The sequence below is a fragment of the Azoarcus sp. PA01 genome, assembly GCA_001274695.2.
Lineage (GTDB): Bacteria > Pseudomonadota > Gammaproteobacteria > Burkholderiales > Rhodocyclaceae > Aromatoleum.
In genome coordinates this window covers 961847-986641 of record LARU01000002.1, presented here as the reverse complement: position 1 = coordinate 986641, position 24795 = coordinate 961847, and the positions used below count along the sequence as shown (strand labels likewise).

Below are 24795 nucleotides of genomic sequence, written 5' to 3'. Positions count from 1 at the left end.
GTGGACTGGCTGCGTGAAGCTGCGGACGGCAGCCTCGTCCTGTCGCTGCATGTGCAGCCGGCAGCGAAAAAGACGGAATTCGTCGGTCCGCACGGCGACGCGATGAAGCTGCGTCTCGCCGCGCCGCCCGTCGATGGCAATGCGAACGCCGCGCTGACGGTTTTTCTCGCCGCTTTCTGCGGCGTCGGCCGTTCAGCGGTGAGCCTCGTCAGCGGCGAAACTTCGCGCGCGAAACGCGTGCGGATCGAAGGGGCGGGCAGCGAAGCGCTCGCCCGTCTGCGCGCGCTCGGGTAGCTCGTTCGCTGCGGAGGCGGGGGTGACCGATCGGCGTCCCGCCTGCATCACCCCAGCTCCCGTCGAGCCGGTCCAACGAGGTGTTCAGCTCAAGCTCAGCTCAGCTCGTGCATCACCTGACCTTCGACCAGCGTGTAATGCACGCGTCCCGGCAGTTCCAGCCCGAGGAAAGGCGTGTTCTTGCCCTGGCTGCGCAGCGTGTCACGGCGCACCGTCGTGTGGGCGGCCGGATCGAACAGGCACAGGTCGGCCCGCGCCCCCGCGCTGAGATGCCCGGCTTTCGTGATGCCGATGATGCGTGCCGCGTCGGACGTGACGCGAGCGAGCGCCTGACCCAGCGGCAGCCCCGTTTCCTGCGCCCACTTCAGCGTCAGCGGCAGCAGCAGTTCGAGGCCGGTCGCGCCGGGCTCGGATTCGCTGAACGGCGTGAGCTTGCCGTTGTCATCGACCGGCGTGTGGTCGGAGCACAGCGCGTCGATGCTGCCGTCGGCGAGCCCCTGCCGCAACGCGTCGCGGTCGCGCTGGCTGCGCAGCGGCGGCACGAGGTGGCAGTTGCTGTTGAAGTAGCCGATGTCCATCTCGGACAGGTGCAGGTGGTTGACCGACACGTCGCAGGTGACGTCGAGCCCGTCGGCGCGCGCCTGCCGGATCAGCGCGAGCCCTTCGGCGCTCGACAAGCGCGTCACGTGCAGGCGTGCGCCGGTCGCGCGGGCGAGCTGGAGGTGGGCATACAGCGCGATCGTTTCCGCAGCGGTCGGGATGCCCGGCAGGCCGAGGCGGGTCGCGACTTCGCCGTCGTGCGCGAAACCGCGCGACAGGAAAGGCGCGAGCGGCTGCAGCCACACGCGGAAGCCGAAAGTCGCGGCGTACTGCATCGCCCGCAGCAGCACTGCGCTATCGACGACCGGCACGTTCGCCTGGCCGAACGCGACGCAGCCGGCTTCGACGAGCTCGGCCATCTCCGACAGGCGCTCGCCGTTGAGCCCGACCGTCAGTGCGCCGACCGGATAGACGTGCGCACGGTTGAGCTTCTTCGCCCGGTAGCACAGCATTTCGACGAGGCCGGGTTCGTCGAGCACGGGATCGGTGTCGGGCGGGATCGCGAGGCTCGTGACGCCGCCCGCCATCGCCGCGTCCATTTCGGATTCGAGCGTCGCGCGGTATTCGAAGCCCGGCTCGCGCAGGCGCGCCGCGAGATCGATCAGGCCGGGTGCGACGACGAGGCCGGTCGCGTCGATCGTGCGTTCCGCGGCGAACCCGTCGGGGGCGCGGCCGTGGGCGACGATCTTGCCGTCCGCGAGATACATGTCGCGCGTGTCGTCGACTCCATTGGCCGGGTCGATGACGCGGCCATTGGCGATGCGAATCTTCATTTACTTGCTCCCCTGCTGGCCGGCCAGCATGCTCATGACTGCCATGCGCACCGCGATGCCGAACGTGACCTGCGGCAGGATCACCGCCTGCGCGCCGTCGGCGACCGACGAATCGATCTCGACGCCGCGGTTCATCGGCCCCGGGTGCATCACGATCGCGTCGGGCTTCGCCAGTGCGAGCTTCTCGGCAGTCAGGCCCCACACCTTGTAGAACTCCTGCGGCGTCGGCAGCAGCGCGCCGTTCATGCGCTCGTTCTGCAGCCGCAGCATCATCACGACGTCTACGCCGCGCAGGCCTTCGCGGATGTCGTGGAAGACGCGCACGCCGAGCCGCTCGACGTCGGTCGGCAGCAGCGTCTTCGGGCCGATGACGCGCACTTCGGGCACGCCGAGCGTCGTCAGCGCGCCGATCTGCGAGCGCGCGACGCGCGAATGCAGCACGTCGCCGACGATCGCGACGGTGAGGTTCGTGAAGTCGCGCTTGAAGTGCCGGATCGTGTACATGTCGAGCAGCCCCTGCGTCGGGTGCGCGTGGCGTCCGTCTCCGGCATTGACGACGTGGATGTGGTCACGCCCGGTCGTGAAGAGGTGCTGCGCGATCAGGAACGGCGCGCCGCTCGCGGCGTGGCGCACGACGAACATGTCGGCCTGCATCGCGGACAGGTTGTCGACGGTGTCGAGCAGGCTCTCGCCTTTGGCGGCCGACGAGGTCGACACGTTGAGATTGACGACGTCCGCCGACAGGCGCTTCGCGGCGATCTCGAACGTCGTGCGCGTGCGCGTGGAGTTCTCGAAGAACAGGTTGAAGATGCTCTTGCCGCGCAACAGCGGCAGCTTCTTCACTTCGCGTTCGGCGACTTCGGTGAACGGCGCGGCGGTGTCGAGGATCGCGGTCAGGATGCTGCGCGGCAGGCCGTCGATCGTCAGCAGGTGCTGCAGTTCGCCGTGTTTGTTGAGCTGCGGATTACGCATCGATCAGCCTCAGCGTCAGTTCGCCCGTCGCGCCGGTCTCGAGCTGCAGGCTCCGGTTCGCGGGCAGGGGTTCGGGCAGGGTCAGCGCGCAGTAGCGCGGCGCGATCGGCAGTTCGCGGCCGCCGCGGTCGATGAGCACCGCGAGGTCGACGCGCGCCGGGCGGCCGAAGTCGAACAGCTCGTTGATCGCCGCGCGCGTCGTGCGTCCGGTGTAGAGCACGTCGTCGACGATGATCACGTCGGCGCCTTCGACCGTGAACGGGATTTCGGTGCGCTTGAGCTGCGGGTGCAGCCCTTTCGAGCCGAAGTCGTCGCGGTAGAACGACACGTCGATCGAACCCGGCGGCTGGCTCAGGCCGAGCGCGCGGTGCAGGCGCTCGGCGAGCCACACGCCGCCGGTATGGATGCCCACCAGCGCGGTCGCCGGTGAGACGTGCGGGCGCATCTGCTCGACCAGCGTCTTGCAGAGCGCCTCGGCATCAAGGCTTTGCATGTCCATGAGTGTCCAGAAAGTGTTGCAGGATGAGCTGGGCCGCGACCGCGTCGAGGACTTGCTTGCGGGCGCGCCAGTCGTGCGTCCCCGCTTCGGCCAGCGCGGCGTCCGCCGCGGCCGACGACAGCCGCTCGTCGCATTCGAGCACCGGCAGGCCGAACCGGCCATGCAGCTGGTTCGCGAAACGCCGGCAGCGGGCGGTCATTTCGTGTGGCGTGCCGTCGAGATGGCGCGGCATGCCGACCACCAGTCCGACCGGCCGCCATTCGTCGAGGAGCTTGGCGATCGCCGCGAAGCGCGGCGCGCTGGCTTCGCCGTGGAGGGTCAGCAGCGCATTCGCACGGCCGGTTTCGAGTTCGCCGACGGCAACGCCGACCCGCGCGAGACCGAAGTCGAAGCCGAGCAGGGTGCCACGGGCGGGCAGGGCGGCGGGCGCCCGACCCGGCACGTCAGGCATGCCCCGCGGACTCGCTCAGGTTCGCGAAATCGATGCCGAGCATTTGCATCGCCGCGGCGAGGCGCTCCTCGGGCGGGAGTCCGAAAACGATCGCGAGGTCGGCCGGCACGGTCAGCCAGCTGTTGTCCGCGATCTCCTGCTCGAGCTGACCGGCGGTCCACCCCGCGTAGCCGAGCGTCACCAGCACTTCGGGCGGCTCGCCGCTGGCGCCGACCGCCTGCAGGATGTCGCGCGAACTCGTCAGGCCGACTTCGTCGTTGACGACGAGCGTCGAATGCCATTCGCCGGCCGGACGGTGCAGCACGAAGCCGCGATCGGTCTGCACCGGGCCGCCGAAATAAACCGGCTGGCCGGCGAGCCCGTCGGCTTCGAGCGGCACGTCGATGCGTTCGAACAGCGCCGCGAGCGTCATGTCGATCGGTCGATTGACGATGATCCCGAGCGCGCCCTGCTCGTTATGCTCAGCGATGTAGGTGAGGCTGCGCACGAAATTCGGATCGGCCATGTTCGGCATGGCGATCAGGAAATGGTGCGTGAGATTCGAAGTGATTGCGCTCATGGGTGCATTTTAGCTCGTCGTGGCGAGGATGCGCAGGAATGCGGCGGAAGGGAGATCTTTCGCCGCAGCGCCCTCGGGGCAGCTCCTGCGTAGCAACTGACGCTCCCAGGCCGCCGTTTTCTCCGCACCCGTCGTCAGGCCGCCACGGCGGCTTGCCCGGTGTGCGTGCGCAACAGCCCGAGCAGCTCGTTCTCGTCGTACGGCTTGCCCAGATAATGGTTCGCGCCGAGGCGTCCGGCGTACTCGCGGTGTTTGTCGGCGAGTCGCGACGTGATCATGATCACCGGCACGTCGCGCGTGCGCTCGTGGGCGCGGATGTTGCGCAGCAGGTCGAAGCCGTCCATGCGCGGCATCTCGATGTCCGACAGGATCACGTCCGGCACCGCTTCGAGCAGCCGCTCCAGCGCATCGACGCCGTCCTTCGCGACGACGACCCGGTAGCCTTCGCGTTCCAGCAGGCGTCCGGTGATCTTGCGCACCGTCAGCGAATCGTCGACGACCATCACGGTGGGGACACGGAGCGGCGCCGCTTCGAACGGCTCCAGCGGTTCCGGCGCTTCGCCGCCGGCGTTTGCCGCGCTCGCGGCGGCTTCGGCGACGCGGCGGCTTGCCAGCGCGACCGGGTTCAGGATCAGCACGATCTCGCCGTCGCCGAGCACGGTTGCGCCGGAAATGCCGACCAGGCGCGCGAGCTGCGGACCGGCGCTCTTGACGACGATTTCCTGGTTGCCGCGCAGCGCATCGACGTGCAGCGCCAGCGTCTGCGCGCCGACGCGCAGCAGCAGCACCCAGTTGAAGCGCTGCTCGGGAGGCTGGGCGAAGCGCTCGCCGAGCAGCTGCGGAAGATAGCGGTACGCGAAGTGCCGGCTCTGCCACTCGGTGCTGCCTTCGCGCCGCAGCGCGTCGAGCGGCTCGGCCTTGAGTTCGAGCACTTGCGCGATCATGCTCGACGGGATCGCGTAAGTCCGGCCGCCGGCGCGAACGAGCAAGGCCTGCGTGACGGCGAGCGTGAGCGGCAGATGGATGCGGAACTCGGTGCCGCGGCCGACTTCGGCATGGACGTCGATGCGCCCGCCCGCCGCCGCCGTCTCGGACTTCACGACATCCATGCCGACGCCGCGGCCGGCGAGCGGCGACACGCTGGCCGCGGTCGAAAAACCCGGGATGAAGATCAGGTTCGTCAGACGCCACTCGTCGGCCGCCTCGTCGGCGCCGAGCAGGCCGCTCGCGCGTGCCTGTTCGGCGATGCGCCGGTAGTCGAGGCCGCCACCGTCGTCGGCGAGCGTGATCGCGATTTCGTTGCCTTCCTGGCTCACGCTCAGCGTGATCCGGCCGATTTCGCCTTTGCCGGCGGCGCGCCGCGCGTCGGGCAGTTCGATGCCGTGCGCGACGGCGTTGCGCAGCAGGTGTTCGAGCGGCGCGACCAGATGTTCGAGCACGCTGCGGTCGATCTCGAGGCGTCCGCCGCGCAAGTCGAGGTCGGCACGCTTGCCCAGTTCCTTCGCGCTCTGGCGCACGACGCGGTAGAGCCGGTCGGCGAGGCTGTCGAACGGCACCATGCGCACCTGCATCAGCGCCTGCTGCAGATCGCGCGACAGGCGCGCCTGGCTGTTGAGCGCGAGCTCGGCGCCGTCGAGGTTGCGCAACAGGCTCTGCTGGACGGTCGTCACGTCGCCGACGCTTTCGGCCATCATTCGCGTGAGTTCCTGCAGCCGCGTGTAGCGGTCCATCTCGAGCGGGTCGAACTCGCCGTCGTGCGCGTCGCTGCGCGCGAGGCGGGACTGCATCTGCACGTCAGCCTGGAGCTCGACTTCGCGCAGCTGGTTGCGCAGGCGGATGACGTTTTCGGTCAGGTCGAGCAGCGAGCGGCGCAGCGTGCGCAGTTCGCCGGCGACGCGCGTGCGGGTGATGCCGATTTCGCCCGCCTGGTTGACGAAGCGATCGACCGCGTCTGCGCGCACGCGCAAGGTCGCGGCGCCGCTCGCCCCTTCCTGCTCGGCTGGCGTTGCCGGCGCTGCATGCCCCGATGCAGGTGCCTGGGGTGCGGGTTCGCCGCCGGCGATCGCGTCGATCAGCTGTTCGGCCCGATCGAGCCCGGCGGTCAGTTCGTCGATGAGCCCGCCGCTCGGCTCCTGTCCGGCTTCGAGTGCCGCGACGAGCTGCGCTTCGAGTTCGTGCACGTGCTGCCCGAGCGTCATTGCCCCGGCCATGCGTGCGCTGCCCTTGAGCGTGTGCAGCAGGCGCGCCGTGGCTTGCGCAGCATCGGCCGCGCCGCCCGCGCGCCAGTGGCGCAGCGCCGCGTGCAGCTCGCCGAGCAGCTCGGCGCTTTCGTCGAGAAAAACCAGCAGCAGCTGCGCGTCGAGCTCGTCCCGGAGTGCGAAGCCGGGCCCGGACGGCACGATTGGGGTCTCGACGGGCCGCGCGGCGACGAGGTTTTCGAAGCTGATGCCGTCGGCGCCTGGCGGCAGCGCTTCGATGCCGGTTTCCAGCGGTGTCTCGCGGCCAAGGTCGTCGAGCTGCTCGACGAGCTCCGGCACTGCGAGCGGCATGCGGCGCGCGCCGACTTCGGCCAGCATCGCGTCGAGCGTGTCGTTCACCGACTTCAGCAGCGCAGTCTGTTCGGCCGTCGGCACCTGTGCAGTGTCGCGCAGGCGTTCGAGCGCGTGTTCGAGTCCGCGTGCGAGCTCGTGCAGCGGCATCAGTCGCGTCGTGCCCGAGATGCCCCCCAGCGTATGGGCGGCGCGAAGCGCTTCCTCCGCCGGTATCAGCGTCGGATTGGCATCCAGTCGCGCGAGCTCGGCGTGCAGGACGGCGAGGTGCTGACGTCCTTCGCCAATGTAAAGGTCGTAGAGCGGCCGGCTGATCTCCACCGCGCCGATGCGCACGCTTTCGCGCTCGGCGGCCGGGCACAGTGCGGCGGGCTCGTCGGTCTCGGATGTGGGCGCCGCGGCGTCGAACGACGCGTCCGACGGGACGCTGAAGGTCTCCGGGCCGAACGGCAACAAGGTCGCTTCGGGATCGCTTTCGGGAAGATCGCCGAAATCGAAGATCGAGCTCTCGATTTCGAGGCCGACAAGAAGCTCGTCGTCGCAGGGCACGATCGGAGCGAAGGGGTCGGCTGTCGCGTCGTCAAGCGCCGTGCAGGCAGGAAGCGTGTCGGGTTCGGCGGGATGGCCGGAAAACTCCGGCGGCGCGTCGTCTTCGGGCAGCGCGATTTCAGCCAGCGGCTCGGTGGCTGCCTTCGCCTCGGTTATCACTTCCGGTCCGGCAGGTGGCGCGGCTTCGACTGCGCGCTCGTCGCTGCGCAGACGCTGCGCTTCGAGGACCAGTGCGGCGACGTCCCGCAGCTGACTTCGACCGGCTTCCAGATCGCGCACCCATTCCAGTAACAGCGCGCGGGCCGCGTCGATCAGCTGATGAAGGGCGCCTGACGGCGTCCATTCGAGCTGCAGCCAGCGGTTCAGGGTCTGTTCGATCTCCCAGGCGGTCTCGCCGAGGTCGTGCAGACCAACCATGCGGCCGCTGCCTTTGAGCGTGTGAAAACCGCGGCGGATCGCGACGAGATGCTCGGGCGCATCGGCATCGCGGCCCGACAGCTCGAGGCGTTCGCCGATCACCGCCAGGACTTCATGGGCTTCCTCGATGAAAATCGCGAGCAGTTCGGCATCGAGTTCGGCGGCTTCGGCTGCCGGTGGCGCAGCAGCTTCTGCGGCCTGCGCAGCGGCCGGCGCCGGCGTCTCTTCGACGTCTCGTGCGTCGAGGAAGCGTTCCAGCCGCGCCGGGCCGTGCTGCAGCGCTTCGACGTAAAAACCCAGCGCCGACAGTCGCCGCGCGAGCCGTTCGTGTTCGCCCTGATCGAGGTCCTGCCCGGCGTCCGCGAGGCGGGCGATGGTGTCGGCAGCGTCATCGACGAGGGCGACGGCGGGCGCGTCGCCGATCAGCGCGAGCGCGCCGGCGATCTGCCTGAGCGGCTTTGCGAGGTTCGCGAGCGGCGCGCGTTTTTGCTCGTTGCGGAAAAAATCGTCGAGCACCTGCTCGACTTGCGCAAGGCTCGACAGGATTTCACGCGAAAGCTGCCCGAGCGCGTCGCGCTCTTGCGCGCGGCGTGCCGTCTGTGCTGCCGGCGAACGCTCGACCGCCGCGACCGGTTCGCCTCGCGCGAGCGCTTCGAGCCGCGCCACCGTAGCATCGACGTGCGCGGAAAATTCGGCACCGGGGGCGCCGCGTTCGAGCCCCGCTTCGCACAGCAGCAGCGCGGTCGCCACTTCCAGCGCAATCGGGTCGTTGCAGTGCAGCGGGTCTTTGCGTAGCCATGCGAGGAACTCGGCGACGCCGCGAAGCAGCCGGTCGAGCGCCGGCCGGCCGAGTCGGGAAGCTTGCCCGGCGAGTTCGGCGAGGTGCGCGTCAAAGCGTGGCAGCTCCACCGCGTGGCCTTCCGCGAAGCCGTCCCAGGCCTGTTTCGCCGCGCTCATCAGTCCTTGCAGCGTCTTCAGCAGCGCCGCGAGCGGAGCCGCGCTGACGGTCGCGCCGGGTTCCGGAAGCAGCGCGTCGAGTTGCCAGGTCGCGCGGACGGCCTTCTGGTGCTCAGTGCGCGCCGGCGCCTGGGCGGTCCAGTACAGCAGCTCGCGCACGAGGCGGTCGGGGACGACGGCAGGGATGTCGGACAGGCGCTTGAGCTGGGCGTCGAGCTGCGAGCACAGGCGCTTGATGTCGGGCCGTGCCGGCAGGTCCTGATGGATCAGCGTCTCGAGGAAAGCCTGTGCGGCATACCACAGCATCCCGACCGGCGTGCCGGTATGCAGGGCTTCGATGTCGCGCACTGCTGCAAGCATCGTCTGCGGACCGGCGACGTCCGCGGGGGTGCGCAGCCATTGCAGCAGGCCGCGCTGGAACAGCGCGCGGTGGGCGCGCAGCTGTTGCTGGCGGACGTCTTCGTTCAATCCGTCCGCCGTGCCGCGGCGCGCCGGACGCAGCGAGAGGTCGGGGAAAAACAGTTCCGCCGGCGACACCGGCGCGACGCCCCGGACGGCGCCGATTTCCTCGTAGAGCGACAGGAGGCGCAGCGGCTGGTCCGGCGTGCCGTGCACCAGCTCTTCGAGATAGTTGCCGATCGTCGCCAGCGCACGGCGTGCGAGCTCCACCGTCGCCGCGTCGGTCGGGCGTTCGCCGTGCGCGAGCAGGCCCAGCAGCTGGTCGAGCGAGGACGCGAACTGGCTCAGCCCGTCGAGGCCGACGATCGACAGCGCGCCGCATGCCTGGTGCAGATGCGTCTGCGCAAACTGGACGCAGGCGGCGGGCGCGGCGGCGCCGAGCGCTTGCTCGAGGGCTTCGTCGGCACGCGCGAGCGCGAGGTCGATTTCGGTCTTGACCCAGCTCAGCGGGCCGAGATCCAGGGCGTCAGGGTGGCTCATGGGCGTCCTCGAGGGCGGCTCAGACCTTGAAGCCCGACACCGAGCCTTTGAGCTCGACGGCGAGGTCGGCAAGCTGGCCGACCGACACGGCAGTCTGCTGCGTGCCGCGTGCCGTCTGCTCGGTGACTGCGAGGATCTCCTTCATCGCGTCGGCGACGCGCGTCGCGGCCGCGGCCTGCTGCTGCGTGTCGCCGGAAATCTGTTCGATGAGGCGCGCCGTTTCCGTCGACACGTCGCCGATCTCAGCCAGCGCCTGGCCTGCGGCGTCGGACAGCTGCGCCCCTTCGACGACGTCGCGCGTCGCCGTTTCCATCGAGCCGACCGCGTCCTTGGTGTCGGTCTGGATCGTCTTCACGATCGCCGCGATCTGCTTCGTCGCTTCGCCCGAGCGTTCGGCCAGGCGCTGCACTTCTTCGGCGACGACGGTGAAGCCGCGTCCCGCTTCGCCGGCCGACGCAGCCTGGATCGCCGCGTTCAGCGCGAGCACGTTGGTCTGTTCGGTGATGTCCGAGATCAGTTCGACGATTTCGCCGATTTCCTGCGACGACTCGCCGAGCCGCTTGATGCGCTTGGAGGTGTCCTGGATCTGGCCGCGGATGTCGTTCATGCCGCGAATCGTGTTCTCGACCGCGCCGGCGCCTTTGCGCGCCGAGTCGAGCGAGCGCCGCGCGACCTGCGCCGAGCGCAACGCGAGTTCGGACGATTCGCTCATCGAGCGCGCCATCTGCTGCACGGCCGCGCCGGCTTCCTGGATCTCCCGCGACTGGCGTCCGGTTGCGTCGAGCAGCTCGGTCGAGGTGCGCTGCGCCGATTCGGTCGCGGCGGTCACGCGGCCGGCAGCGTCGTTGATTCGCCGCACCAGCACCGAGAGTTCCTCGATCGTGTAATTGACCGAGTCCGCGATCGCGCCGGTGATGTCTTCCGAGACGGTCGTGCGCACCGTCAGGTCACCGTCGGCGAGCTCGCCCATTTCGTTCATCAGCCGCAGGATCGCCTGCTGGGCAAGGTTGTGTTCGTCCTCGGCGTTCTTGCGCAACGCTTCGGCTTCGGCGCCGCGCGCAGCGATCTCGGCATTGTTGATCTTCGCCATCAGGCCGAGGATCGCCAGGCCGAGCAGGGCGACGAGGGCGATCCCGAGCGTCGCCGGAGTCAGGCCGCGGACGCTTTCGTCGAAGGTGGCCGACAGCGCGCGCACATGGGTCGTCAGGGCTTCGGAATCCCGATAGAAGATGTAGCGACCGGCCTGTTTCGCCCGCACGAGGACGTCGATGTTGTCGACGATGCGGTTGACCGCAGCGAGAGTGCCCTGCGCGTGCGCCTCGAAACCCTGCAGGCGCGCACGCGCCGCGGGATCCGTCGTCGCCTGCGCGAGCGTCGCGACGAGCTCGACGAGGGCGCGCGCGTCCTGAGCAAGCGCAGCCGCGGTCTGCGGTTCGACCGCGTTCGGGGCGAGCAGCGCGTTCGCATTTTTCGTGATGCGTTGCGTCAACATCACGACGGTGCTGGCCGCGGCGATGTCGGCACCTGAAGTGTTGGTCTGCAGCTTGACTTGCGCCAGCTGCCGAGCCTGCTGGAACAGCTGTTCGTCCTCCTCGTTGAGCGTCGTGATGGCGTCGGTCAGCGTGAGAAGGGTCTTCTCCTGGCCGAGCAGCCGGGCGGCATTGCGCTCGGTCTCGCTCCACGCCGCGTGCAGCGCGGCGATTCCGGCTTGTGCGACGGCAGGTGCCGGCGGGATTTCCCTGCCGGCGATCGAGCCTCCCTGATCGAGCGTGTCGAGGAGTTCGGCGAAGCGGCTCGTCCCGCTGCGCAGGTCGACGAACGCCTGCGGGTTGCCCTGCAGCGACAGCTGTGCCGCCTTCGCGATCCGTTGCGACAGCGTCTCCATTTCACCGGCGACGGAAATGTAGGACGTCGCGTTCGCCGATTCGCGGAACTGATGGAAGATCAGCCCGAGACCCGCGATCGTCGTCAGCGCGAAGGCCATGCCCAGCAGCGCGATTTTTTCGGACGCGGTGCGGGGGCGCTTTTGCGGCCGCGCCTTCCGTTCCTTCGGTGCAGCGCGGTGCAGCGGCGCTTCCATGATCGTGGTCGCGGCCGGCGCGTCCTCGACGTAGGCCGTCCTGGCGATGGTGAAGTCCAGCTTTGGAAGCTTGAGGGCCATGTTCTTGCTCCGCGAGTTCGGATCGGCGTTCAGGGGAAAAACGGATGTGCGTCAGTCGATCGCGGCGTTCAGGAAGCTGCGATGCGCAAGGAGTTGCGGGACGTCGAGCTTCAGCCACAGGCGCTCTCGCGCGTCGCGCACGCGGGCCTGGACCCAGGGTCGCGCGTCGTCGCCGCCGTTGCGGTCCGGGTGGAAGTCGTCGGGGCTGCGCAGGCCGATCGCGCGCGACACGAGCAGCGCGCAATTGACACCGTGACGCATGCCCACGAGCAGCAGCCGCGCCGCTCCGCCCGGATCGATCGGTGCGCCATCGTGGAAGGCCGAAAAGTCCACGACGCTGAACAGCGTGCCGCGCACGTTCACGAGGCCGCGGAACCATTCGCACGCGAGCGGCACCGGGACGAGCGGCGGCGGCGGCGCGATCTCGCCGGTGTCGGTCAGGTTGATCAGCCAGTTTTCCGCACCGGCCTGCACGCCCAGCAGCGCGTGGCGGTCGCCGCTGCGGGCTTCGGCGAAACGGCGCACGAGGTCTTCCTGGAACTCGCGCAGGCTCAGTCGCTTCGCCATCCGCGTCAGCCCAGCGCCTGGATGCGGACGAGCAGTTCAGCGCCGTCGACCGGTTTCACGAGATAGTCGTGGGCGCCCTGGCGCATGCCCCAGATGCGGTCGGTCTCGAGGCCTTTGGAAGTGCAGATGATGATCGGGATCGAGCGGGTGGATTCGCTGCGCGCAATCATGCGCGTGGCCTGGTAGCCGTTGATGCCGGGCATGACGACATCCATGAGGATGAGGTCGGGCATTTCGCTCTTGCTCTTCGCGATCGCGTCCTCGCCGTTTTCGGCCGTGACCACCTGGTAGCCGCGAGCGGACAGCAGCTCGGTCAGCGCGAAGCGTTCGGTCGGCGAGTCGTCGACCACGAGGATTTTCTTGATCGTCATTTGTCGCGGTGCTCCCGTGGCGGTCAGTCTGCGGTGCGGCTGGCGTGGGCAGCTGCCGCCCTGAGCAGGCTGTCTTTCGTGAACGGCTTGGTGAGATATTCGTCGGAGCCGACCATGCGGCCGCGGGCGCGGTCGAACAGCCCGTCCTTCGATGACAGCATGATTACCGGCGTCGCCGAAAGTCGCGGGTTCTTCTTGATCAGCGCGCAGGTTTGATAGCCGTCGAGGCGCGGCATCATGATGTCGACGAAAATGACATGGGGGCGATGGTCGGCGATCTTCGCGAGCGCGTCGAAGCCGTCCTCGGCGAGGAGCACCTCGCAGCCCGAATGGGTCAGAAAGATCTCGGCGCTGCGCCGGATGGTGTTGCTGTCGTCGATCACCATCACCTTGAGTCCGGTCAGATCCATGACGTCAATCCTCGCTGGTTCGTTCTTGCGGCCCTTCCACCGGCACCCCGACCAGGGGCGGGGCCGGGCGCACCGTCCGCGGCCTGCGCGGACCTCCGCACGCTTCAGCGCTCGACCCGCTCGAAGTCTTCCTTGCGGGCTCCGCATTCGGGGCAGGTCCAGTTCGGTGGAAGGTCTTCCCAGCGGGTGCCCGGCGGAACCCCTTCAGCGGGCAGTCCGACGGCTTCGTCATAGATGAAGCCGCAGACCAGGCACATCCAGGTGCTGTGTTGCGTGTTGGCCATCTGGCAGCGTGCTCGGCGCGAATTGGCTGTAAAATCCGCCGCATCTTACCGCATTTTCCCTGCCGCGCCAGACCAGCTGCATTACCCCATCGCAGGTAGCTTGAATAAATGTCTTACGGTACCCCGGATGTTCCGCCTTCCGTGCTCTGTTTTGCCACCAGCGACGCGACGGGTGGCGGCGGTCTGCAGTCCGATGTCCTGACGCTGGCGAGCATGGGATGCCACCCGCTGACAGTCGTCGCGGCGGTCGCCGTGCGCGACACGCGCGGCATCGAAGAGCTCTTCGCGCTCGATGCCGACGCGGTCGCCGCGCAGGCGCGCGCGGTGCTCGAAGACATCCCGGTGCACGCGCTCAAGCTCGGGCTGGTCGGGAACGTCGAGAACGTTGCCGCGATCGCCGAAATCCTGTCCGACTACCCCGATCTGCCGCTCGTGCTGGAGCCTGCGCTGTCGTACGTCGACGGTGACGATGGCGCCGCGGACGAGATGCTCGCCGCGCTGGCCGAACTGGTGCTGCCGCAGGTGACGGTGCTCGTCGCGAGCCGCCACGAAGTGCTGCGGCTTGCGAACGCCAGCCTCGAGGACGCCGACGCCGACGAGCAGCTCCTGCTCGAAGACGCGGTCGCGCACCTGCTCGCGCTCGGCACGGAATACGTGTTGCTGACCGGAGCCGGCGAGCCGGGGCCGCAGGTCGTCAATATCCTGATGGGGGACGAAGGGGTCGTGCGCACCGATGCGTGGGAGCGGCTGCCGGGGCGTTTTCTCGGCGCCGGGGCGACGCTCGCCGGTGCGGTCGCGGCGGCGCTCGCGCACGGCATGGAAGTTCCCGAAGCGGTGCGCGAAGCGCAGGAATTCACATTCCAGGCGCTCTCCGGCGCATACCGGCCGGGGATGGGGCTGGCGCTGCCCGACCGCTTCTTCTGGGCACGGCCCGAGGAGCGCGACGATGCGTGACGCACGTCTGCGCGGGCTGTACCTGATCACCCCAGACTCTCCCGATACGGCAACGCTCGTCGCGCAGGTTGAGCGCGCGCTCGGCGGGCGGCCCGCGCTGCTGCAGTACCGCAGCAAGCAGCCGGACGCCGCGCTGCAGCTCGGGCAGGCGCGGCAGATCGCGGCGCTGTGCCGCGAAGCCGGCGTGCCGTTCATCGTCAACGACAGCCTCGAGCTCGCGCTCGCAAGCGGCGCGGACGGCGTGCATCTCGGCCGCGAGGACGGCGATCTCGCCGCGGCGCGGCGCGCGCTCGGGCCGGACAGGATTCTCGGCGTGACCTGCTACGACGAGTGGCCGCGCGCGGTGGCGGGAGGCGCGGCGGGTGCCGATTACGTCGCGTTCGGCGCGGTGTTCCCGTCGGCGACGAAACCGGCCGCCGTCCGCGCTCCGCTCGAGCTGTTCGTTCGTGGCAGGCGCGAACTCGATGTGCCGCTCGCCGCGATCGGCGGCCTCACGCTCGACAACGCGGCGCAAGTGATCGCGGCCGGCGCGAGTCTTGTCGCGGTCGTCGCGGACGTCTTCGACGCGCCCGATCCCGGTGCGCGCGCCGCCGCCTACCGCACGCTGTTCGACACCTGACGCGTCCGCTTTTTCCCTTCAAATGCCATCACGGGTTGCCATCGACATGACCGACAGAAACGAAGCCCTTTTCCAGCGTGCCCAGAAGTCCATTCCCGGCGGCGTCAACTCGCCGGTCCGCGCGTTCCGCTCGGTCGGCGGCACGCCGCGCTTCATCGCGCGAGCCGAAGGGGCGCGCGTGTGGGATGCCGACGGCAAGGCCTATGTCGATTACGTCGGCTCGTGGGGGCCGGCGATCGCCGGCCACGCGCACCCGGCGATCGTCGCGGCGGTGCGCGAAGCAGCGCTCGCCGGGCTGTCGTTTGGCGCGCCGTCCGAAGCCGAAGTCGAAATCGCCGAGCTGATCTGCGAGCTGATGCCGTCGATCGAGATGGTCCGGCTGGTGAGCTCGGGCACCGAGGCGACGATGAGCGCGATCCGGCTCGCGCGCGGCTTCACCGGCCGCGACGCGATCGTCAAGTTCGAAGGCTGTTACCACGGCCATGCCGACAGCCTGCTCGTCAAAGCGGGCTCCGGGCTGCTGACGTTCGGCAATCCGTCGTCGGGCGGCGTGCCGGCGGATTTCGCGAAGCACACGATTGTGCTCGACTACAACGACCTGCAGCAGGTCGAGGACGTGTTCCGCGCGCGCGGCGGCGAGATCGCCGCAGTCATCGTCGAGGCGATCGCCGGCAACATGAACCTCGTCAAGCCGCTGCCGGGCTTCCTCGAAGGGCTGCGCCGGCTATGCAGCGAATACGGCGTGGTGCTGATCTTCGACGAAGTCATGACGGGTTTTCGCGTCGGCCCGCAAGGGGTGCAGGGGCTCTACGGCATCACGCCGGACCTGACGACGCTCGGCAAGGTCATCGGCGGCGGCATGCCGGTCGGCGCGTTCGGCGGCCGGCGCGACATCATGCAGCACGTCGCGCCGCTCGGCCCGGTGTACCAGGCCGGCACGCTGTCGGGCAGCCCGGTCGCGGTCGCCGCCGGCCTCGCATCGCTGAAATTGCTGCGCGAGCCGGGTTTCCACGAAAACCTCGCCGCGCGCACGTCGCAGCTCGTCGCGGGGCTCGCCGCCGCGGCGCGCAACGCCGGCGTCACGTTCAGCGCCGACTCGGTCGGCGGCATGTTCGGCGTGTATTTCAGCGCCGCCGTGCCGACGTCCTTCGCCGACGTCATGGCGTCGGACCGCGACGCGTTCAACCGCTTCTTCCACGCGATGCTCGACGCCGGTCATTACTTCGCGCCGTCGGCGTTCGAAGCGGGTTTCGTGTCGGCGGCGCATGGCGCGGCCGACATCGACGAGACGATCGCGGCCGCGCGCACGGTGTTCGCGCGTCTCGGCTGAACCGGCGGGCTGCGCCTGTCCCGCCGCCTGGCGGCAGCGCGGGATCACAGCAGGAACAGCGTCGCGAGCCCGAGGAAGATGAAGAAGCCGCCCGAGTCGGTCAGCGCGGTGATCATCACCGAGCCGCCGATCGCCGGGTCGGCGCCGAGGCGCATGCGCAACATCGGGATCACGACGCCGGCAGCGGCGGCGAGCAGCAGGTTCAGCGTCATCGCCGCCGTCATCACGACGCCGAGCGACGCGCTGTCGTACAGCCACCACGCGAGCACGCCGAGCAGCCCGCCCCATACGACGCCGTTGAACAGCGCGACGCCGATCTCCTTTTTCATCAGGCGCTGCATCGCCGACGGTTCGACCTGGCCCATCGCGATCGCGCGCACGATCATCGTGATCGTCTGGTTGCCCGAGTTGCCGCCGATGCCGGCGACGATCGGCATCAGCGCGGCGAGCGCGACGAGCTTCTCGATCGAGTTTTCGAACGCGCCGATCACGCGCGACGCGATGAACGCCGTGACGAGATTCACCGCGAGCCACGCCCAGCGGTTCTTCACCGAATCCCACACCGACGCGAAAATGTCCTCTTCCTCGCGCAGACCGGCGTGGCTGAGGATCTCGGCTTCGGACTCTTCGCGGATGAAATCGACGACGTCGGCGACGGTCAGGCGGCCGATGACGCGCCGCTCGCGGTCGACTACCGGCGCCGAAACGAGGTCGTAGCGCTCGAACGCCTGGGCCGCATCGTCGGCTTCGTCGTCGGGCTCGAAACTGATGATGTTCTCGCGATGCATCGCATCCGCAACGGTCATCTCCGGATCGTTGATCAGCAGCGACTCGAGCGTCAGGATGCCTTTCAGGTGATCGTTGCGGTCGATGACGAACAGCTTGTCGGTGTGGTCGGGCAGCTCGTCGAAGCGGCGCAGGTAGCGCAGCACGACTTCGAGCGTGACGTCCTCGCGCACCGTCACCATGTCGAAATCCATCAGCGCGCCGACCGATTCCTCCGAAAACGACATCGCCGCGCGCAGCTGCTCGCGGCCTTCGCTGTCGAGCGCCTGGAAGACGTCCTGCATGACTTCCGGTGGCAGGTCGGGTGCGAGGTCGGCGAGCTCGTCGGCGTCGAGCGTCTCGGCCGCGGCGATCAGCTCGTCGGGGCGCATCGTCTCGATCAGTGTCTCGCGCACCGCGTCCGACACTTCCAGCAGGATTTCGCCGTCGCGGTCGGCCTTGACGAGGTCCCAGACGAACAGGCGGTCCTCGGGCGGCAGCGCTTCGAGGATGTACGCGATGTCGGCCGGGTGGAGCTTGTCGAGGCGACTCTGCAGCTCGGCCAGATGCTGCTTGTGGACGAGGTTTTCGACGAGCTCGTGGCGCGGCATGTCCTGCCGATGGACGAGTTCTTCCACCACTTTGTGGCGCGACAGCAGCGCCTGCACTTCGCGCAGGTGTTGCTGGATATCGTCCGGGTGGAGCTCGTCTTGCGCGCTCATCGGCGCCTCCGGGGCGGGAGTGAAATCGGGTGGGGTCAGGGCGTAAGGCGCGAATTCTACGGGCTTCGACCCGCCCTTGCGACCCCGGATCCCGCAAAATGCTGCGCCGCCGCGAAAGTCTGCCGGCGGACTTCGGCGACGCGTGCCTCTGCTGCGCCGTCTGCGTTCGGCGGGCGCCGGTTTCAGGGCACCGTCGCGTAGCCCATGCGCGACCGGATGCGTTGCGCATGGGCGGCGAGGCGCGCTCCGAACTGCTTCTCGTAGCGCCGCGGATTCGGCAGCATCACCGCCAGGCGCGCGGCTTCGGCCGCGCCGAGGCGGTTCGCCGGAACGCGGAAATAGCGTCGCGCAGCCGCTTCGCAGCCGAAAATGCCGTTGCCCCATTCCACGACGTTCAGATAGACCTCGAGGATGCGGCGCTTGCTCCACACGGCTTCGATCATCACCGTGATGAGTGCTTCCTGGGCCTTGCGGAAGTAGCTTTTCGACGGCGATAGGAACAGGTTCTTCGCGAGCTGCTGGCTGATCGTCGAGCCGCCGGCGACCGCGCGGCCCTTGCGCTGGTTCTTCTCGAGCGCGCGCTGCATGCCTTCCCAATCGAAACCGTCGTGGTCGATGAACGTGTCGTCCTCGGCGGTGATCACGGCGCGCTTGAGGTGGATCGAGATGCGTTCGTACGGCACCCACTCGTGCCGCAGCTCGACATCCGGTCGCTTTGCCTGCAACTCGTCGAGGCGCAGCCGCATGAAGCTCGTGCTCGACGGATTGAAGTGGCTCCACCACAGCACGAGCGTGAAAATCCACAGCTGGTACAGCACGAACAGCGTGACCAGCGCGAGCAGCGCCCAGCCTGCGCCGCGCAGCACGGTTTTCATCCGCCGAGAAGCTGGCGGCGCAGCGCGGCGAGCACCGCCGCGGTATCCGGTCTTACGCCGCGCCACAGCAGGAAGCTCTCCGCTGCCTGCTCGACGAGCATGCCCAGGCCGTCGGCCCGCTGGGTCGCGCCGTCGTTGCGGGCGGCGGCGAGGAAAGGCGTGTCGCCGCGCCCGTACATCATGTCGTACGCGAGCGCGCCCGGCGCGTACAGCCCGGGTGGCAGCGGCGGCGCTGTGTTGGCGAGGCTCGCGGCGGTCGCGTTGATAACGACATCGAACGTCCGCCCGGCGAGCTCGCCGAAGCCGCACGCGTCGAGCGCGACGTCCGGCGCGTCGTTGCGAAACGCCGCAGCCAGCGCGTGCGCCTTGTCGACGCTGCGGTTCGCGAGCGTCAGCGATGCCGGGCGCGCCGCGAGCAGCGGCAGCAGCGCGCCGCGCGCCGCGCCGCCGGCACCGAGCAGCAGGACGCGCTGTCCTTCGAGCGGGCGACCGAGGTTGTGGACGATGTCGCGGAGGAGTCCCGCGCCGTCGGTGTTGTCGCCGAAAATGCCGTCGGGGCCGAACGCGAGCGTATTGACGGCGCCGGCGGCGCGCGCGCGCGGCGAGCACCGGTCGGCCAGCGCGAACGCTTCGAGCTTGAACGGCACGGTGACGTTCATGCCGCGGCCGCCGGCACGGCGAAAGCGCTCGACCGCGTCGCGAAAGCCGTCGAGCGGCGCGAGCAGCGCTTCGTACGACAGCTGCTGCCCGGTCTGCCGCGCGAACTCGGCGTGGATCGCCGGCGAGCGGCTGTGGGAAATCGGGTTGCCGATGACGGCGTAGCGGTCGATGGTCACTGGGCGATTACCTTGTCGGCGTTGGTGAAAGTCCAGGTGCGGGCGATCTCGAGGATGTCGGTGTCGCTGCGGATGTCGCCGGGGAAAGGCGCGAACGGCGCCGCGAGCCGGACAATGCGCTTCGCCGCTTCGTCGAGGACCGGCTCGCCCGACGAGCGCTGGATCTCGACGCGCTCGATCGAGCCGTCGGCACGGATCGCGACGACCAGCAGCAGGCTCCCGTACAACCGCCCGCGCGCCGCTTCCGGATAGTTCAGCGTGCCGACGCGCTCGATCTTGTGGCGCCAGTCCTCGACGTACTGCGCGAAGCGGTATTCCTTCGTGCGCGCGCCGATGAACTTCTTGCGCGGGCGTTTGGCGTAATCGTCGAGCTGGCGGCCGATCTCGACTTCGAGACGGGCGACGGTGGCAGCGCTGTTGAGCAGGTCGAGCCCGGACGGCGTCACGGCGGGTGCCGGCGGCGCGTCGCTCCTCGCGCGCGGCGGGGGCGGGCGACGGCGGTCGCGGCTTTCGGCTGCGTCAGCACGCGGCGCTCGACCGGCGCGGGCGGCGCGACGCGCTTTCTCGCCTCCACGGGGGCGTCGCCGTCGCGGCGGACTTGCTGTGCCGGCAGCGGCGTCTTCGGCCTGACTTGCCGGTCGCTGTTGCCGCCGCCGTCGACGTTCGCCTGCGCAAGCGCTTCGGCCTTGTCGGGCGCGCGCGCGTGGCGGGCATTGACGAGGACGACTTCGAGCCCCGGGTCGCGATTGGGCGGGCGCGCCGGGAGTGTGAAACTGATGCTCAGGATCAGCGCATGCAGCACTACCGACACGGCGAGCGCCAGCTGCAGCCGGCGCGCGTCTCGTCCCGCGCCGCCAGTCAGCTTCGCCCGCAGCGGGCGCAGGGCGCTCGCGGCGGGCTTCGATCGGCGCAGGGTCGGGCGGCTCGACATTGCGCACCCGGCTCAGCTTTCCAGCGCGGCGTCTGCGGCCTCTTCCGGAGTCGGCTCGGCGAGCGTCTCGACGTAGCGCGCGCGGACATCGACGTCGAGCACGTCGCTGTCCTCGATCGTCAGGCGCACGCGGCTGCCGGGCAGCTGCACCGGCAGCGACGGCACTTTCAGCAGCAGCGGAATCGTTTCGAGGCGCACGAGGTTGTCGCGCAGCACCTTGCCGTCGACCGCGATGCCGGGCTGCTGGCGCAGCCAGCGCAGGCACCAGTAGCGCTCCATCTGGCGCTGGAAATCGGCATATGCGGCGTAAGTCAGTTCGAAGTCGCGCAGCGCCGCCATCAGGTCCGCGGACTTCGGCGCGAAAGCGGGCGGTTCGTCGCGCAGCACCGAGATGATCTGCCACTGGTTGATCATGTCGACGTAGCGGCGCAGTGGCGAACTCGACCACGCGTAGCAGTCGACGCCGAGGCCGTCGTGCGGCGCGGCGACGGTCGTCATGCGCACCTTGCCACCGCTCTGCGCGCGATAGAGGCCCGGCACGCCGGCTTCGTCGAGGAGCTTGCCCCACGTCGCGTTCGCCAGGATCATCATCTCGGCGACCAGCTTGTCGAGCGGCGAACCGCGCCGGCGCTGCGTGATCGTCACGTAGCCGGCGCCGTCGGCGGTCTCGGTCTGCCAGTCGACGTAGAAGTTGAAATCGATCTGGTTCTGGTTCGATTCGGCTTTGCCGCGGCCGGCTTCGAGCACCGTCGCGAGGTCCCACAGCAAAGTGAGTTCGCGCTTCCACTCGAAGTCGGGGCCGTCCTGCTCGTGCAATACCTGCTCGTTGAACAGCGGCTCGATGTCGTGGTGGCGCAGGTTCGCGACGATCGGCACGCGCTCGACGCGGCTCTCGTGGCCGACGATCGCCAGCGCCGCAGTGACGTCGAGGTACAGCGACACTGCCGGACAGTCGCGCCCGGCAGCGAGCGTGAACGCTTCGACGACCGCGTCCGGCAGCATCGTGATCTTGTTGCCCGGCATATACACCGTCGACAGCCGGCGCCGCGCGATCGCGTCGAGCGACGAGCCGCGCGCGAAGCCGAGCGCCGGCGCGGCGATGTGGATGCCGATGCGCCAGCCGCCGCCTTCGCGGGCGGTGACCGAGAACGCGTCGTCGATCTCGGTCGTCGTCGCGTCGTCGATCGAGAACGCGGCGACGTCGGCACGCGGCAGTTCGGCCGGATCGTGCGGCGGCTCGAAAGGCGGGAACGCGACGCCGTCCTCGAAATATTCGAACAGGAAGCGGTTGTAATGAAAATCGTAGCTCGACGCGAGCGCGCCGCACTTGAGCAGCAGCCGCGGCGCCGACAGGCCGGCGTCGACGCAGGCCGCCTCGAACGCCTTGGTCTCGATGCGGTTGCGGTCCGGGCGGTACAGCAGCTGCGGCAGCATGCCGGCGAGTTCCGCCGGCAGGCGTCCGGCGACGAGTTCGCTGCGCATGCGCTCGATCGCTTCGGCCTGCTGGCGCTTTTTTTCGAGTCCGGCGAGCGCCGCCTGCAGGATCTCGGCAGGGGCCTTGCGGAAACGCCCGCGCCCCTTGCGGTGGAAATAGATCGGCGCCGAGTGCAGGCGCAGCAGCACCGCGGCAGCTTCGACGGCGTTCGGCGCGTGGCCGTGGTACTCGGCGGCGAAGTCCTGGAAGCCGAACTCGTCGGCGCCGCACACTTCCCACAGGAAACCGGTGTCCAGTTCCTCGGCGCCGGCCGCGGCGCGTTCGAGCAGTTCGCCCGGCGCGGGCTCGCGGAACTGCAGCAGCACGTGGCTGCTTTTCAGCTTCACGCGTTTGCCGTGAGAAGTCTCCACCTGCAGCGAGGAGTCGTTATCAGCGAGAACCGTCCCGGCCTTGAAGGCCCCGTCCTCTTCGAACAGCACAAACATCGGCTACCGCCATCAATGAGCAAGCCCGACAGTTTAAAGGATTCGCTCGCAGCGGGCTCGAAGTCCCGGCCAGGATGCGCGCGAGCGTCGTCACCGGTTGGTCGCCCCTTGCCGGCCGAGGGTTCCTTCCGCCGGGCGCTGCGCGGTCGCGACGAGCGCGAGCGCGCCGAGCGAATATCCGCTGCCGCCGGTGCTGCGATGCGCGTCGAGCTCGGCAGCGACCGCGTCGCGCAACGCGTGCTGCACGGTCTGCGGCAGGCGCGCGAGCGCCTCGGCAGCGCCGCCGGCGAGGTCGAGGAAAGCCTGCCAGTACGCCGCGGCGTCGGCGAAATGGCACGTGAAGCGGCAAGGCTCGATATGCACGTCGACGAACCCGGCCGCTTCGAGCGCCGCTTCGAGCACCGCTGCGTCGCCGAAGCGGAACACCGACGGGCGTGCGACTTTCGGCGCCGGCAGCAGGCGGGCAATGCAGTCCTGGGCACAGCCGATCAGCGGGACGTCGTCGCGCGCGCCCCACGTCGACAGCGCGATGCGGCCTCCCGCGCGCAGCACGCGATGCATCTCGGCGAGCGCCCGCTCCGGGTGCGGGAACATGAACAGCGCGAGGCCGGCGAGCACGCAGTCGAAGCTCGCGTCCGGCAGGCACAGGTGTTCGGCGTCGGCGGCAGCGAACGAAAGCGCCGGCATGCTGGCGGGCAGCGCAGCGGCGGCAGTTTCGCCGCGCGTGCGCCGCGCGCCTTCGGCGAGCATCTCCTCGGCGATGTCGCTCGCGAGCACCCAGCCGCCCGGCTGCACCTGGCGGGCGGCGGCGCGGGCGAGCAGGCCGGGGCCGCTCGCGAGGTCGAGCACGAGCCGGCCCGGCGCGAGCCGTGCTGCGCCGAGCAGCGCGTCGGCGAGGTCCGCGCGCAGGTGGGCGCCGTCGGCGTAGCGGGCGGCGATGCGGTTGAAGCCGGCCCGCTCGATCGACTTGAAGCGGCGCGCGTCGAAATCGGGCCCGGTCATGATGGCAGTCCCGCAAACTCGAGCAGCGCGTCGAGATAATCGTTCCAGCGCGAGAAGCCGTGGTCGCCGCCGGCGAGCACGGTCTGCCGCGCGCCGGCGTATTTCGTCACCGCGTCACGGTAGTCGAGCACTTCGTCGCCGGTCTCGGCGAGCAGCCAGTAGCGTTCGGGCTGCGTGATCGCGGCGATGTCGAGCGCGCGCAGCTCGTCGATGTGCTGCGCCGTGAAGTCGAAGCGCTCGCCGGTGTAAAGATTCGTCTGCGGGCCGATCCACACTTCGAGCGACAGCGGCGCGACGACGGCCGGGTTCACGAGCGCCGCCGCGAGCCCGTGCCTTTCGGCGAGCCAGGTCGCGTAGAAGCCGCCGAGCGAGCTGCCGACCAGCGTCGGGCGAAGCTCCGGCCGTTCACGGCGGCAGTTAGCGATCTGCGCCTCGACCAGCGCGATCGCCGCGTGCGGCGACACCGGCAGCTGTTCGCACCAGAACGCGTGCGCCAATCCTTTCGCCGCCATGTGGCGCTGCAGCGCTTGCGCCTTGATCGACGCCGGAGCGGAGCGGAAACCGTGCAGGTAGATGATCATCGGAGCCTCTCGGGACGGCCGGAAAGCGACAGTCTAGCCGCGCGCGGCGGGCTGCAGCCCGCTAGAACTCACTCCACTCGACGAGCCCCAGCTGCCACGTCGCGAGCACCACGAGCCCGAACGCGATGCGATACCACGCGAAAGCGACGAACGTGTGGTTCGAGATGAAGTGGATGAAAGCTTTGACGGCGAACATCGCTGCGAAGAAGGACGCGACGAAGCCGACCGCGAACACCGGCAGGTCGGCCATGTCGAGCAGCTCGCGGTTCTTGTACAGGTCGTAGACGGTCGCCGCGAACATGGTCGGAATCGAGAGGAAGAACGAGAATTCCGCCGCGGCCTTGCGCGACAGCCCGAACACCAGCCCGCCGAGGATCGTTGCCCCGGACCGCGACGTGCCCGGAATCATCGCCGCGGCCTGCGCGAATCCCACTTTCAGCGCATCGGGCCAGCGCATCTCGTCGATCGTGTTGATGCGCGGATGGTACGCACGGCGCTCGATCCAGAGGATCAGCAGGCCGCCGACGACGAGCGCCGTCGCGACGGTCAGCGGGTTGAACAGCAGGCCCTTGATCGTCGAATGGAACATCAGGCCGAGCACCGCCGCCGGCAGGAAGCCGATGAACAGCAAACCGATGAAGCGCTGCGCGGCGGGCTCGGTGCCGACCCCGGCCGCGACGCGCACCAGCCGTTCGCGATAATCCCAGCATACGGCGAGGATCGCGGCGAACTGGATGACGATCTTGAACACCTTGCTCGTCGCGTCGTTGTAGCCGAGCAGGTCGCCGATGATGATCAGGTGGCCGGTGGAGGAGATCGGCAGGAATTCGGTCAGTCCCTCGACGATGCCGAGAATGAGCGCGATAACGAGGAGGGGAAGATCCATGCCGGAGTCCTTGGGCGTGCGA

Annotated in this window: 24 protein-coding genes; 4 read left to right on the top strand and 20 right to left on the bottom strand. The window is 69.1% G+C overall.

Annotation, left to right across the window (positions count from 1 at the left end; genetic code table 11):
• Positions 1-294, top strand: coding sequence for a DUF167 family protein (locus PA01_05640; GenBank protein ID KON81162.1), 294 nt, complete (start codon positions 1-3; stop codon positions 292-294).
• Between the two features lie 95 nt (positions 295-389).
• Here the strand turns inward: PA01_05640 and PA01_05635 are convergent, their stop codons facing one another.
• The 11 genes from PA01_05635 to PA01_05585 form a co-directional block, all read right to left on the bottom strand.
• Positions 390-1667, bottom strand: coding sequence for a dihydroorotase (locus PA01_05635; protein KON81161.1), 1278 nt, complete (start codon positions 1665-1667; stop codon positions 390-392).
• Positions 1668-2639: an aspartate carbamoyltransferase catalytic subunit gene (locus PA01_05630; protein KON81160.1), complete on the bottom strand. Its 972-nt coding sequence runs from the start codon at positions 2637-2639 to the stop codon at positions 1668-1670.
• A complete protein-coding gene (pyrR, locus tag PA01_05625) occupies positions 2632-3132 on the bottom strand; it encodes a bifunctional pyr operon transcriptional regulator/uracil phosphoribosyltransferase PyrR (protein KON82330.1) in 501 nt (166 codons plus the stop codon). The genes PA01_05630 and pyrR overlap by 8 nt, the downstream gene beginning before the upstream one ends.
• Positions 3119-3589, bottom strand: a complete 471-nt coding sequence (gene ruvX, locus PA01_05620) for a Holliday junction resolvase RuvX (GenBank protein KON81159.1) — start codon at positions 3587-3589, stop codon at positions 3119-3121. Before ruvX ends, pyrR begins: the two co-directional genes overlap by 14 nt.
• Positions 3582-4148, bottom strand: coding sequence for a YqgE/AlgH family protein (locus tag PA01_05615; protein ID KON81158.1), 567 nt, complete (start codon positions 4146-4148; stop codon positions 3582-3584). Before PA01_05615 ends, ruvX begins: the two co-directional genes overlap by 8 nt.
• A 134-nt stretch (positions 4149-4282) precedes the next feature.
• Positions 4283-9559 carry an Hpt domain-containing protein gene (locus PA01_05610; GenBank protein ID KON81157.1) on the bottom strand — a complete coding sequence of 1759 codons (5277 nt, stop codon included), beginning with the start codon at positions 9557-9559 and terminating at the stop codon, positions 4283-4285.
• A gap of 19 nt (positions 9560-9578) precedes the next feature.
• Positions 9579-11720, bottom strand: coding sequence for a methyl-accepting chemotaxis protein (locus tag PA01_05605; GenBank protein ID KON81156.1), 2142 nt, complete (start codon positions 11718-11720; stop codon positions 9579-9581).
• 51 nt (positions 11721-11771) lie between these two features.
• Positions 11772-12287: a chemotaxis protein CheW gene (locus tag PA01_05600; GenBank protein ID KON81155.1), complete on the bottom strand. Its 516-nt coding sequence runs from the start codon at positions 12285-12287 to the stop codon at positions 11772-11774.
• A gap of 5 nt (positions 12288-12292) precedes the next feature.
• Complete coding sequence (locus PA01_05595; GenBank protein ID KON81154.2) at positions 12293-12652, bottom strand: response regulator; 360 nt, start codon at positions 12650-12652, stop codon at positions 12293-12295.
• A gap of 29 nt (positions 12653-12681) precedes the next feature.
• Positions 12682-13068, bottom strand: a complete 387-nt coding sequence (locus PA01_05590) for a response regulator (GenBank protein ID KON81153.1) — start codon at positions 13066-13068, stop codon at positions 12682-12684.
• Between the two features lie 104 nt (positions 13069-13172).
• Positions 13173-13325 (bottom strand): rubredoxin, encoded by a 153-nt coding sequence (locus tag PA01_05585; protein KON81152.2) that lies wholly within the window; start codon positions 13323-13325, stop codon positions 13173-13175.
• A 135-nt stretch (positions 13326-13460) separates the two neighbouring features.
• Here PA01_05585 and PA01_05580 point away from each other — a divergent pair, with 135 nt between their 5' ends.
• Genes PA01_05580 through hemL form a run of 3 tightly spaced genes read left to right on the top strand, consistent with a single transcriptional unit; the run spans position 13461 to position 16255 of the window.
• On the top strand, positions 13461-14306 hold the full coding sequence (locus tag PA01_05580; protein KON81151.1) for a hydroxymethylpyrimidine/phosphomethylpyrimidine kinase: 846 nt from the start codon (positions 13461-13463) through the stop codon (positions 14304-14306).
• On the top strand, positions 14299-14925 hold the full coding sequence (gene thiE, locus PA01_05575) for a thiamine phosphate synthase (protein KON81150.1): 627 nt from the start codon (positions 14299-14301) through the stop codon (positions 14923-14925). Before PA01_05580 ends, thiE begins: the two co-directional genes overlap by 8 nt.
• 46 nt (positions 14926-14971) lie before the next feature.
• Positions 14972-16255 carry a glutamate-1-semialdehyde 2,1-aminomutase gene (gene hemL / locus PA01_05570; GenBank protein ID KON81149.1) on the top strand — a complete coding sequence of 428 codons (1284 nt, stop codon included), beginning with the start codon at positions 14972-14974 and terminating at the stop codon, positions 16253-16255.
• 44 nt (positions 16256-16299) lie between these two features.
• Here the strand turns inward: hemL and mgtE are convergent, their stop codons facing one another.
• The 9 genes from mgtE to PA01_05530 all read right to left on the bottom strand — a co-directional run bounded on the left by mgtE (position 16300) and on the right by PA01_05530 (position 24773).
• Positions 16300-17742: a magnesium transporter gene (gene mgtE, locus PA01_05565; protein ID KON81148.1), complete on the bottom strand. Its 1443-nt coding sequence runs from the start codon at positions 17740-17742 to the stop codon at positions 16300-16302.
• Between the two features lie 182 nt (positions 17743-17924).
• Positions 17925-18617, bottom strand: coding sequence for a monofunctional biosynthetic peptidoglycan transglycosylase (gene mtgA / locus PA01_05560; GenBank protein ID KON81147.1), 693 nt, complete (start codon positions 18615-18617; stop codon positions 17925-17927).
• Positions 18614-19447 (bottom strand): shikimate dehydrogenase, encoded by an 834-nt coding sequence (gene aroE / locus PA01_05555; GenBank protein KON82329.1) that lies wholly within the window; start codon positions 19445-19447, stop codon positions 18614-18616. The genes mtgA and aroE overlap by 4 nt, the downstream gene beginning before the upstream one ends.
• Before the next feature lie 2 nt (positions 19448-19449).
• Positions 19450-19899 carry a TonB family protein gene (locus tag PA01_18605; GenBank protein KAI5913044.1) on the bottom strand — a complete coding sequence of 150 codons (450 nt, stop codon included), beginning with the start codon at positions 19897-19899 and terminating at the stop codon, positions 19450-19452.
• On the bottom strand, positions 19896-20384 hold the full coding sequence (locus PA01_18600) for a hypothetical protein (GenBank protein KAI5913043.1): 489 nt from the start codon (positions 20382-20384) through the stop codon (positions 19896-19898). The genes PA01_18605 and PA01_18600 overlap by 4 nt, the downstream gene beginning before the upstream one ends.
• A gap of 12 nt (positions 20385-20396) precedes the next feature.
• Entirely contained in the window at positions 20397-22304 is a 1908-nt protein-coding gene (locus tag PA01_05545; GenBank protein KON81146.1) for an RNB domain-containing ribonuclease, read from the bottom strand.
• 90 nt (positions 22305-22394) lie between these two features.
• Entirely contained in the window at positions 22395-23306 is a 912-nt protein-coding gene (locus tag PA01_05540) for a methyltransferase domain-containing protein (GenBank protein ID KON81145.1), read from the bottom strand.
• Entirely contained in the window at positions 23303-23887 is a 585-nt protein-coding gene (locus PA01_05535; protein ID KON81144.1) for an esterase, read from the bottom strand. The genes PA01_05540 and PA01_05535 overlap by 4 nt, the downstream gene beginning before the upstream one ends.
• 61 nt (positions 23888-23948) lie before the next feature.
• Positions 23949-24773, bottom strand: coding sequence for an undecaprenyl-diphosphate phosphatase (locus tag PA01_05530; GenBank protein ID KON81143.1), 825 nt, complete (start codon positions 24771-24773; stop codon positions 23949-23951).
• Positions 24774-24795: the final 22 nt, after the last annotated feature.